This is a genomic window from Dokdonia sp. R78006 (assembly GCF_042466145.1).
GTDB lineage: Bacteria > Bacteroidota > Bacteroidia > Flavobacteriales > Flavobacteriaceae > Dokdonia.
Map to the genome: position 1 here is coordinate 40,041 of NZ_JAXHBU010000001.1, position 12,066 is coordinate 52,106.

Genomic DNA, 12,066 nt, shown 5'->3' on the forward strand with positions numbered 1-12,066 from the left:
AAAGTTACGCTTTCGCGAAAACGTGACCAATACACCTCCAGTACTACTGGATTATATATGAAACTACTTACACACATAGCTCGCTTTATTGTAGGAGCACTTTTCATCTTTAGCGGATTTATAAAGCTTAACGACCCTCTAGGGTTTTCTTATAAGCTTCAAGAATATTTTAGCGCAGAGGTTTTAGGGCTTGAATTCTTATCACCTTACGCTTTGCTTATTGCCATCATACTTGTGGTGGTTGAAGTGCTATTAGGAATTGCCTTGCTGGTAGGGTATCGTAAAAAAATCACCTTGTGGCTACTGTTTGCAATGATTGCATTCTTTACATTTCTCACCTTCTACTCGGCATACTTTAATAAGGTGACAGATTGTGGATGTTTTGGTGATGCTATTCCGTTAGTGCCGTGGGAGTCTTTTGCAAAAGATGTGATTTTGTTAGTGCTTATCCTTTTCTTGATGTTTAATCAGAAATATATCCTACCTCTTTTTGGAAAACTCATCAACACCTCTATTGTCTTTGTATCATTTTTAGCATGTATGTTCTTTGGTATGCACGTACTCGAGCACCTACCATGGTTAGATTTTAGAGCTTACAAAGTAGGCTCTAACATAGCCGAAGGAATGAAAATCCCAGAGGGCGCACCAGAAGCTACTTTTGAATATCAATGGAAATTTAATATTGATGACAAGGAAGAAGTTATTACCACAGAAGGAGGCTACCCACAAGTAGACGGAGAGTTTATCTCCTACGAGGTGGTACAGACAGCCGAAGGTTATGAGCCACCAGTACACGATTTTACAATAGAGCGCGGAGAAGAAAACTATACTACAGAATTTCTAGAGAAAGAAAATCTCGTTGTAATTGTTGCTTATAACTTAACTAATACGGAGCGAGAAGGCTATTATAATATTAGAACCACGGCAGAAGATGCTATTAGAAAAGGATATAACGTCATAGGTCTAAGCTCCTCGTCACAAGATGTAACAGATGAATTTGTGCAAGACTTTAAACTTCCTTTTAAGTTTTACTTTACAGATGAAACGGTTTTAAAAACTATTGTACGTGCAAATCCTGGGATTGTGAGTCTTCATAAAGGAACTATTTTACAAAAGCTTCACTATAATGACGCGAAAGACTTGCGCTTACAAACCCTAGAAAACAGTAAACCAAACCTTGATTTCACCCTCAAACATGAGCTAGATAGTATAGCCATTCTCGATCAAAAGTACAGACGGATGATGTACTTGCAAGACGGAGAAGAAAAGAATGCCGAAGCTAAAAAGCTAGGCGTAGCTCCAGAGGAATTTCAAAATTTTATATGGAAGCAACAGGAATTACTAGATAGTATTAATCTTGAACGCATTGAATATACTATAAGAACTAAAGGATATCCTGGGAAGAGTATCGTGGGCGAACCTACAAATACTGCTGCTTGGTATGTAATCCAGCATAATCCTGATAAAATACCAACCTACATAGATTTCATTAAAAAAGCTGGAAAAGATGGCGAACTGCCATACAGACTTGTTGCAATGATGGAAGACCGCTTACTTATGAGTAACGGCGAACCTCAAATTTATGGTACTCAAGGAGCAACATACCCAAACATGGCCGATTTTATATGGCCTATAGCAGATCCACAAGATGTAAATAAAAGACGTGCTGCAGCTGGATTTCCTCAAACTATTGAGCAATATGGAAAAGACCTTTTTGGTCAAGACTTTGAATACAAAGAAATAACTCTTGATGAAGCGCTTGCTGCAAAACAGCAAATGCTCGAAGGTAAGGCGGCATCAAATTGATTAAATACCTATTATATAAATTAGGTTATGCGCTTCTCACATTATGGGGAGTAGTAACCGTCATTTTCTTCTTGTTTACGGTACTTCCTGGAGATCCCGCACGTATGATGCTAGATCAAAATGAAGATCCAGAACAACTAGCTAAAGTGCGTGCAAAATATGGATTTGATAAGCCTATAAGTACGCAATACGCATACTACATTAACGATCTTTCTTTGCTCTCTCTACACGCTAATGATGAGCAAAACTATACATCTCTATCCTCTGGCAAGTACAGCGCAACTCCACTATTTAAGATTGGCAATACGACGCTAGCTGTAAAATATCCATACCTAAGAGAAAGTTTTCAAAAGACAGGCAAACCCGTCACACAAGTAATTGCCGAAACGTTACCTAACACGATTGTTCTTGCCGTAAGCGCTATTGTGATTGCCATATGTATTGGTGTTTTTTTAGGGATTATTTCTGCGCAAATGCGGGACACATGGGTTGACAAAACCATACAGATTGTAAGTACTCTAGGAATGAGTGTTCCAAGTTTTTTTAGCGCTATTCTTTTTGCATGGCTCTTTGGCTATGCGCTTCATAAATATACCAATCTCAATATGACAGGTAGCTTGTATGAGATGGATGATTTTGGGGAGCATGTTCACATCCAGTGGAAGAACTTGATTTTACCAGCGCTAGTTTTAGGTATACGTCCGCTTGCCGTTGTGATTCAATTAATGCGTAACTCGCTCCTTGAGGTTTATAATCAAGAATATATAAGAACTGCCAAAGCTAAAGGTCTCACCACCTACCAGATTATAAAAAATCACGCACTTAAAAATGCATTAAATCCTGTAGTTACTGCAGTGTCTGGATGGTTTGCATCCATGCTCGCGGGTGCTGTATTTGTAGAATATATTTTCGGGTGGAATGGCTTAGGTAAGGAAATAGTAGATGCACTCAACACACTGGATTTACCTATTATCATGGGTGCCGTACTTATTATCGCTACGCTATTTGTAATCATAAATATTCTTGTAGATTTCGTCTACGGCTGGCTAGATCCAAAAATTAGGCTACGCTAGGTTACAAGCTTCTTACGAAAACGTAATCGTGAAAACTGGGTTAAATCAAGAGTAAACCTCTCTTACTCTTAGTATATTTGGTTTTTAAGGAACTCGCTTTCGCGAAAGCGAAACACAGCAAAGTAAAACACCTACGCCTTTTTAAAACCACATGTAATGTTACATTATTGGTTTTCATCATTGAGGCTTCTGAAATTAACTACTAACGAGATCTCTTTGTATTAAGAGATGAAAAAGAACTATAATGAGAAAAAATATCGTCGCTGGAAACTGGAAAATGAATAATGACCTAGGTGCCACAGCAACCTTAATCACAGCACTTAAACAAAAGAAAAATGAAGGAAATGCAGAGGTTATTATCGCTCCTACATTTGTAAACCTATACAGTGCTTTTGATAGTCTTTCTGACTCAAACATTACTGTTGCTGCGCAAAATATGCATCAAGCAGAAAGTGGTGCTTATACTGGAGAGATTTCGGCGGGTATGCTCAAAGGGATTGGTGTAGATACTGTGATTTTAGGACATAGTGAACGCCGTGCTTATTTTCACGAAAGTGATGAATTACTTGCTCAAAAAGTAGACAGCGCTCTTAAAAATAACATGAGAATTATATTCTGCTTTGGCGAAGAACTAGAAGATCGTAAAGCAGGAAAAGAAGAAAATGTGGTGGGTAGCCAACTCAAAAATGCATTATTTCACTTAGACGCAAGCGCTTGGTCAAATATTGTTCTTGCATACGAACCAGTATGGGCAATAGGGACTGGAGAAACAGCATCACCAGAGCAAGCACAAGACATGCACGCCTTTATAAGAAAAACTGTTGCTGAAAAATATAATAGTGACGTAGCTGAAAACGTATCAATCCTTTATGGAGGATCTGTAAAACCTGCTAATGCAAAAGAAATTTTTGGGAAGCCAGATGTAGATGGTGGTCTCATAGGTGGTGCTGCCCTTAAAGCAGATGACTTTTTTGATATTGTAAATGCGTTTGCATAGTCTCAAATAATTTAAGAATTGACAATGCGCTTCCAGAGATGGAGGCGCATTTTTATTTTATATCAATTGGTATTAGTACATTAGAGCTTAATCTTTTATCACATGAAATTCTTTTTCAAATCGCTAGTCCTACTCCTTACAATCTGTAGTTGCACCTCACAACAAGCAGTTACCACAAGCACTCAAGAAGATGGCACACTCGTACTTCTCAAAAATGCTCAAGAAGCCAAGTCCATTTATATTACAACAGATGGCAATATGGGAATAGGTAAAAAGGAGCCAAAAGTTAGACTTGAGGTAAACGGGCAAATACACGCTAAATCCGTAAAGGTGGATATAAAAGAATGGGCAGATACGGTATTTGAAGATGGATATGATTTATCACGCTTACGCGAAATTGAAACCTACATTCAGAAAAATGGGCATTTGCCCGAAATTCCGTCTGCTGCAGAAGTTGAACAAAACGGTATTGAACTAGGCGCTATGAATGCACTACTTCTAAAAAAAATTGAAGAGCTAACCTTACACCTCATTGATAAAGAAAAACAAATTGACCAACTAACCAAAGACGTACAGGCTCTCAAAGAAACTATCGCTCCATCTGACACTAAGAATAATGGCTAAACTCATTATTTTCTCTCTCCTACTCTATTCTTGCCTGCTTCAAGCGCAAGAAGATCGCTTTTACATACGCACAACATCTGAAAAAGTGGAGGTACCTGTTAGCACAAACGATTCTATTGTAACCTACTTAGGTAATGATACAAGACTCAAAAAAATGTTTACTGAGCATAGGGTTAAAGTATTTAGAAAAGAATTTAAATACGCGCAGCGAGATAAACTCAAACGCACATACTTTGTTATTGCAGAGAATAAAACGTTTCAAGAAGAATTGATGAATCTAGTGCCAGATCTTTTTGAGTTTGCAGAGAGTATCTCAAATGAATCGCTACAAATTTATGAACCTAATGATTACGGCGTTACAAGTACCACTGGCAAAAACTTAGGCGCGCAAGCAGTTTTAGACTATTATGATTTCCTCGGTATACCACAAGCTTGGTATTACACCACAGGTTCTCCGGAAGTAATTATTGGAATATCTGACGGTTATATAGATCCAGAAGATCCTGAGTTTGCAGGCAAAACTACCATGTTCAAAAAAAGTAGCCTATCCAAAGGTCATGGATTTACAATCGCCGCCATAGCAGCAGCTCAAGGTGATAATGGATATGGTGCGGCGGGAGTTTGCTATGACTGCAACATATACACAACCACTTATGGTAACTTCAAAGAGTTGAACCAACTATTAGAACTATCACGAGCAGGTGCAAAAGTGATTAATTGCAGCTGGGGATCACGCACCTATTATGAAACTGCACAAGAAGCGATTAATGAGATGCGCGACCTTGGCACCGTCATTGTTTCTGTACCACATAATGCGGCATATAGTGTTACAAATGGAGAACAACTAAGATATCCAGGCGCTTATGAGCATGTGATATCTGTAGGAAGTGTGCAGCATAAAAATGATGAAATTTCAGATGGACTTCTCATTGAAGAGAAAAATGGGAAGTATTATGCAGAGAAGCAGCAATACCATTTATCACGTACAGGTGGTTTTAAAAACAATAATCCAAAAAATGAATATACGCTATACCTAAGTTCTACAAATAATCTGGATAGCTCTGTGGATATTGTCGCACCGGGAAATGATATTTTTCAATACTATAATTATAAAGAGAATGGTGAAATATTTCATAATCCGTTCCAGGCGACATCTCCTGCCGCACCACTTGTCACTGGAACTATAGGACTTATGTTTTCACTTAACCCATCACTCTCAGTAGATGAAGTGAACAGCATTATAAAATTAAGCGCGACTAATATTGATCACATAAAAGCAAACGCGCCACTCAAAGGATTATGGGGAGCAGGATCATTACACACAGGCAGAGCTGTAAAGATGACTTATGATATGCTACAACCTAATAAGTATATGATGATTGAAAATCAGCGATTTGCAAGGTGGAACTTTAAAATCAATGCCGCGCATAAAATTATGATTAAAAATGAGCAATTTATAGAGGGCGCTAGAGTAGATTTTACTGCAAAAGATGAGATTCTCATCAATGCAGAAACCGTACTTTTGCCTGGAGAAAACGGATCTATAATACTTACTATTGATCCCGATGCATCTTATAACTTAGAAACTATAAAAGAATGACACCCATTTATTTAGGATATACCTTTACTATTGAGCCACGTGACCCTGCTACAGAAATTATTATTGCAGAGCTAGGTTACGCTGGTTTTGAAAGCTTTACAGAAACTACAAGTGGTGTGATTGCATATATCCAGAAAGAAGAAGCGTTTCCTAGTGGTGAAGTTGATTTTGCCGCACTTCTTACAGATATCCAGATTCTCAAATCTGATGAGTTTAACATCACCTACACTGCCGAAGAAATTGAGCAAGTAAACTGGAATGAGGAATGGGAGAAAAACTTTGAACCTATTGAGGTAGACGGAAAATGTGCCGTACGCGCACCTTTTCACGAGAAAACTAATGTTGAGTTTGACATAGTGATTGAGCCAAAAATGTCATTTGGAACTGGTCACCATGAGACTACACACATGATGATTAAGCACTTACTCAAACTTGATGTTGCTGGCAAAAAAACACTTGACATGGGCTGTGGTACTGGCGTACTAGCTATCCTAGCCGAAATGAGAGGTGCACAACCTATAGACGCGATAGACATTGATAACTGGTGCTACCTTAATACTATTGAAAATGTAGAACGCAACAACTGTAAGCACATCACTACTTATGAAGGTGAGGCTTCATTGCTATCTGATAAAAATTACGAATTCATTATCGCAAACATAAACCGCAACATTCTTTTACAAGATATCGGCGTGTATGCGAGTTGTCTTTCTGAGGATGGAGTACTCTTGTTGAGTGGCTTCTATACAGAAGACATTCCGCTGATTTCAGAAAAGTGCAATGAGCACGGACTCTACTTTGTTAGCAATTATGAACGCAATAATTGGGTAGCTTGCAAGTTTGAAAAAAGAGGATAATTTCAAGTTATTGATGATAAATAATTGTTAGAATTATGCTTTCGCGAAAGCGTAATCTCTAAAATTTGTAAATTTGCATCATAAATCTCAACGCTATGAGTAATCAAGAAAAATATCAAGAAGACGTAGATGTACTAACAGAAGAAACTCCATCACACGAGATTATTCTGTATAATGATGAAGTAAATACTTTTGACCATGTGATAAATACGCTTATTTATGCATGTGATCATGAGGAGAATCAAGCACATCAATGTGCGTTACTAGTGCATTACAAAGGAAAATGCTCTGTAAAGTCTGGTGAGTATAAAGATCTAGAGCCTCGATGCTCAAAACTTTTACAAGCAGGACTAAGTGCAGAAATTGTATAAAATCCAATACTTATAATTAATCACAATAACTATTGCGCTCTCGTGGCGCATTTGTTATTTTTGCGAGGCAAATTAAGCATCTTAAACGAAGATTATGAATCTACACGAATATCAAGGAAAAGAGATATTAAATAGTTTTGGCGTACGTATCCAGCGCGGTTATGTAGCACAGACTCCGGATGAGGCTGTTGCAGCTGCCGAAAGACTTACTGAGGAAACTGGTACTGGATGGCACGTTATTAAAGCGCAAGTTCACGCAGGTGGTCGTGGTAAAGGTGGTGGTGTAAAGCTAGCAAAGAGCCTAGATGAAGTAAGATCTATTGCAGATCAGATCATCGGGATGGATCTTGTTACTCCACAAACAAGTGCAGAAGGTAAAAGAGTTCACCAAGTGCTAGTTGCAGAAGATGTATACTACCCAGGTGACAGCGAGCCAGAAGAATATTATATGTCTGTACTACTTAACCGTGGTACTGGTCGCAATATGATTATGTATTCTACAGAAGGTGGAATGGATATTGAAACAGTAGCAGAGGAAACTCCGCACTTAATTTTTCATGAAGAAATTGATCCTGCAACAGGATTACTTCCTTTCCAAGCACGTAAAATTGCATTTAACTTAGGATTAAGTGGTGCTGCTTTTAAAGACATGACAAAATTTGTTGCTGCTCTTTATAAAGCATACACAGATTCTGATAGTTCACTTTTTGAGATCAACCCTGTTCTTAAAACAAGTGACGATAAGATTATGGCAGTAGATGCAAAGGTATCACTAGATGATAACGCATTATACCGTCGTAAAGATTATGCAGCAATGCGTGACAAGCGTGAAGAAAACCAAGTAGAGGTTGAGGCTGGTGAGAAAGGACTTAACTATGTAGACCTAGACGGTAACGTAGGGTGTATGGTAAACGGTGCTGGACTTGCAATGGCAACTATGGACCTTATCAAGCAATCTGGTGGTGAGCCTGCAAACTTCCTTGATGTAGGAGGTACTGCAGATGCTGAGCGTGTAGAAGCTGCTTTCCAATTAATACTTAAGGATCCTGCTGTAAAGGCAATCTTAGTAAACATTTTTGGGGGTATCGTACGTTGTGACCGTGTGGCACAAGGTATTATTGATGCATACAAAAACATGGGAACTATCAACGTGCCTATCATTGTACGTTTACAAGGAACTAACGCAGATATCGCAAAGAAACTTATAGATGATTCTGGACTTGACGTTCAATCTGCTATTGAGTTTAAAGAAGCTGCAGATAAAGTACAGGCTGTACTAGCTTAATACTTTTTAATATATAGATGCTACTCGTAGCATCCTTTAAATCCCACTTTCTATAAAGTGGGATTTTTTTGTTTTATAAATGTCATTAGATGACATAATCTATAGCTAGACAACTATCAAATAGGTCATTTTCTTAACATTGACTACTCCATACTTTCTTTAAGGATTCTAAAGCTATTATAGTAAAATATCACTCCATATTTCAACTAATGCTTACTCTTGTTGTCAATACATTATGAAGTTGATAATTACGCTTTCGCGAAAGCGTTACCCCAACAAATCCCCTACGTTAACAACTCACAACCAGCATTAAACAACAGTTAAGCTTGACTATCTCTCATAGAAAAACGACAAATAAGTCGTCTATTTGCACTGTAATAATTCATTAAAAACCTCGAAAACATCGAGACAAAAAAGAAAATTATGAAAACATTAAATGTATTATTTGTAGCCGCTTTACTTACTGTAAACACAGCCTTTGCAACTGGAACCGAGCCAACATCTGACAACAAAGAAAAGACAGTAACTGAGCAGGTAGCAGTTCTTCTTAACAAGCCAGAATTTGAAGTTACTAAGGAGCTTGTTGCTCAAGTAACATTAATGGTAAATAAGAAGCAAGAAGTTGTTGTTTTAAGTGTAGACACAAATGATGAGTTTGTAGCAGATTTTATTAAAGCTCGTCTTAATTATGAAAAGTTAAGCACAAAAACAGTAGGAGAGCAATTTACATTACCAGTACGCATCGTCCCAGGAGCTTAAGGAGCTTCACCTAGTTTGTAAAGCTGAGCGTTGCTCGGCTTTTTTTATGCCCTGTATTGATTGTGAGATTTTTATACCTCCACTATCTTTACAAGGTATGAAAAATCTTATCCTTTTAATTTCTCTCTGTTTCTCTACCCTTGGGTTTGCACAGAATAAATTCATTAGCCTCTCTGATGACGCAACTATTAATCTAATCACCATAGGTCCTGGAGCTGTACTTAATGACGCCTTTGGGCACAATGCCATTCACGTACGTGATTATAAAAAAGGGTTAGATATTGTTTTTAACTACGGTAAGTTCAACTTTAACACTCCTAACTTCTATCTCAAGTTTGCAAGAGGAAAATTACTATATGAGGTCGGTGTAGATAAGTATGACGACTTTGAATATAGCTATAAGCTCCAGCAACGATGGATTGAGTCTCAAGAACTACAGCTCACTCAAGATCAGAAGCAAGACGTCTTTGAGTTTTTAGTAAATAATGCTAAAGAAGAAAACAAATATTACAAATATGATTTCTTCTACGATAATTGCTCTACAAGACCATTTGAGATTATTAAGAATGAAGCTAATGTGACAATGAGCTATGATCATCAAGAAGCTGGCATGACACACCGTGATCTGATACATGAATACGTTTCTTGGAATACTTGGGGAAGTATGGGTATTGATATCGCACTAGGATCTGTAATTGATAGAACTGCTACTCCAGAAGAGTACTTGTTTTTACCACATGAGCTTATGTATGCTTTTCAAGAAGCTACTATACAAACACCTTCAGGAACACTACCACTCGTAAAAGAAACAAAGACGGTATTCTCACCGCAAATCAAACATCGCTATAGTACTAATTTCTTACTAAGTCCATTGTTTATACTTGGACTTCTAGCAGGGCTTATCATCTACAAAACCTACAAAGATCATAAGAATGAAAATCCACTAGGCTGGCTAGACACGATTATTTTACTAATCACAGGGCTTATAGGAGTTGTAGTCTTTTTATTATGGTTTGGCACAGATCACAATGCCACTGCTTGGAATTATAATTTACTTTGGGCTTTCCCATTTCATATACTAGCAGCATTTGCTGTAAAAAGAGTACAGCCGCCACAATGGGTATATCCCTATATGAAGTTGGCTGTAATTATGATGTCGCTTTTATTCTTTCACTGGATTATAGGAGTCCAGCGATTTGCATTATCTCTTTTACCGCTCCTTTTAGCAATTACGATACGTTACGTATTTATACTTAGAAGAATTAAAGTTACAAGAACAAATGGTAATGAGGAGTAGTATTACTGCCCTCTAAAATTTACTATAGTACTAATAGTTTTAAGTACTATACTTAAATCCATAAAGAGGTTGCGGTGCTTGATATAATATAAGTCATACTGTAGCTTTTCTAGCGAACCTTCTTCAGAGCTTGCATAGCCACCCATTACTTGCGCCCACCCTGTAAGTCCTGGCTTAATAATGTGGCGTGTCTCATAAAAAGGTATCTCTTGAGAGAGTTCCTTTACAAATACGGGACGTTCAGGTCTTGGGCCTATCACGCTCATTTCTCCTAGAAACACATTAATAAACTGCGGGATTTCATCTAGCCTACTCTTTCTTAAAAATTTTCCGAATGATGTAATACGCGTATCATTTTTAGTAGACCATGCAGCGCCATCTTTCTCTGCATTTACAATCATTGTGCGTAGTTTGATAATCTTGAATGTATTACCGCCTTGGCCTATGCGTATTTGTGTATAAAACAGTGGACCGCGATTACCAATGAGATTACCAAGAAACACAATAGGTAGAACCACAACAAAGGACAAAATTCCCAAGACAGACATGACCACATCAAAAATGCGATGAATGAGTTTATAGAATTTATTTTGATTACTACGACTAAATGGAAAGTAACGGTAAAAATCTTTATCTACATATTCTACAGGAACACGCTGCGTGATATCCTCATAAACCTGCATATACTCTCGTATGGGGAAGCCTGATTTCAAGAGTGTTATAAGCTGGTTATAGAGTTCAAGCGATACTCCATCTTCATAAGTACTAGCGACAATAATTTCAGAAATTCCATTTTCTGAAATGGTTTCTTTCAGATCTTTAATAGGAAATCGTTTTGCCTCTGTTGAGATTACATCTGCAATAGACATAGGCTCTGTGTTGATATAACCAGCTATTTTGTAATTAGGATCTGCTCCTTCTAGATTCTTAATAATCTTATGAATATTAAAGGAATCTCCTACTACAATTGCTTTTCTATAAAATCTTGGTGCTGAAATTATAGACACGTATAACCACCTCCACAAAGAAATACCTATAATCATTGCCAAGAAGAAGTACACTATCTGTAGTCTATTTTCTGGAAGAATGGGAGTATAAAAGGGAGTTAGCAAGTAGAATAACACAGTAACTGCTACAGTAAGAATCACATTCTTAAGCATGGTTTGAAACTTCACCGTCTTTGGTAAGAAATAAAGTTCAAACACCGTCCCAAAGATGGACAGATACCCCACAAGCACTATGATTGCCGTTGCGTTTTCCTTTCTGATTTTTACATAATCAAATTCTAAGAATAATTCTGTGAGATAGAGTGCTCCCAGAACAGATAAGATATCAAATATGCGCAGTAATACTTTACGCTCTGACACATCAAAATGGATACTAGGTAAGAGGGACAT

Annotated in this window: 11 protein-coding genes; 10 read left to right on the top strand and 1 reads right to left on the bottom strand. The window is 37.6% G+C overall.

Annotated elements, in window-relative coordinates; all coding sequences use genetic code 11:
• Window positions 1-57: 57 nt before the first annotated feature.
• From SJY37_RS00165 to SJY37_RS00210, 10 genes are all read left to right on the top strand, one after another.
• On the top strand, window positions 58-1,806 hold the full coding sequence (locus SJY37_RS00165) for a BT_3928 family protein (RefSeq protein WP_298328106.1): 1,749 nt from the start codon (window positions 58-60) through the stop codon (window positions 1,804-1,806).
• The gene (locus SJY37_RS00170; RefSeq protein ID WP_298328109.1) at window positions 1,803-2,879 is read left to right on the top strand and encodes an ABC transporter permease; all 1,077 of its coding nucleotides are present in this window, start codon (window positions 1,803-1,805) and stop codon (window positions 2,877-2,879) included. The genes SJY37_RS00165 and SJY37_RS00170 overlap by 4 nt, the downstream gene beginning before the upstream one ends.
• A gap of 244 nt (window positions 2,880-3,123) precedes the next feature.
• Complete coding sequence (tpiA, locus tag SJY37_RS00175) at window positions 3,124-3,876, top strand: triose-phosphate isomerase (protein ID WP_298328112.1); 753 nt, start codon at window positions 3,124-3,126, stop codon at window positions 3,874-3,876.
• A 102-nt stretch (window positions 3,877-3,978) separates the two neighbouring features.
• Window positions 3,979-4,500 (top strand): hypothetical protein, encoded by a 522-nt coding sequence (locus SJY37_RS00180; RefSeq protein ID WP_298328117.1) that lies wholly within the window; start codon window positions 3,979-3,981, stop codon window positions 4,498-4,500.
• Window positions 4,493-6,100 (top strand): S8/S53 family peptidase, encoded by a 1,608-nt coding sequence (locus SJY37_RS00185; RefSeq protein WP_298328119.1) that lies wholly within the window; start codon window positions 4,493-4,495, stop codon window positions 6,098-6,100. Before SJY37_RS00180 ends, SJY37_RS00185 begins: the two co-directional genes overlap by 8 nt.
• The gene (prmA, locus tag SJY37_RS00190; RefSeq protein ID WP_298328123.1) at window positions 6,097-6,957 is read left to right on the top strand and encodes a 50S ribosomal protein L11 methyltransferase; all 861 of its coding nucleotides are present in this window, start codon (window positions 6,097-6,099) and stop codon (window positions 6,955-6,957) included. The genes SJY37_RS00185 and prmA overlap by 4 nt, the downstream gene beginning before the upstream one ends.
• A gap of 95 nt (window positions 6,958-7,052) precedes the next feature.
• The gene (locus tag SJY37_RS00195) at window positions 7,053-7,328 is read left to right on the top strand and encodes an ATP-dependent Clp protease adaptor ClpS (RefSeq protein ID WP_013751571.1); all 276 of its coding nucleotides are present in this window, start codon (window positions 7,053-7,055) and stop codon (window positions 7,326-7,328) included.
• 94 nt (window positions 7,329-7,422) lie between these two features.
• Window positions 7,423-8,613, top strand: coding sequence for an ADP-forming succinate--CoA ligase subunit beta (gene sucC / locus SJY37_RS00200; protein WP_035336256.1), 1,191 nt, complete (start codon window positions 7,423-7,425; stop codon window positions 8,611-8,613).
• 423 nt (window positions 8,614-9,036) lie between these two features.
• Window positions 9,037-9,372, top strand: coding sequence for a hypothetical protein (locus SJY37_RS00205; protein ID WP_298328129.1), 336 nt, complete (start codon window positions 9,037-9,039; stop codon window positions 9,370-9,372).
• A 97-nt stretch (window positions 9,373-9,469) separates the two neighbouring features.
• Entirely contained in the window at window positions 9,470-10,669 is a 1,200-nt protein-coding gene (locus SJY37_RS00210; RefSeq protein WP_298328132.1) for a DUF4105 domain-containing protein, read from the top strand.
• A gap of 2 nt (window positions 10,670-10,671) precedes the next feature.
• On the opposite strand, the gene SJY37_RS00215 is transcribed toward SJY37_RS00210, so the two are convergent.
• Entirely contained in the window at window positions 10,672-12,066 is a 1,395-nt protein-coding gene (locus tag SJY37_RS00215; RefSeq protein WP_298328135.1) for a sugar transferase, read from the bottom strand.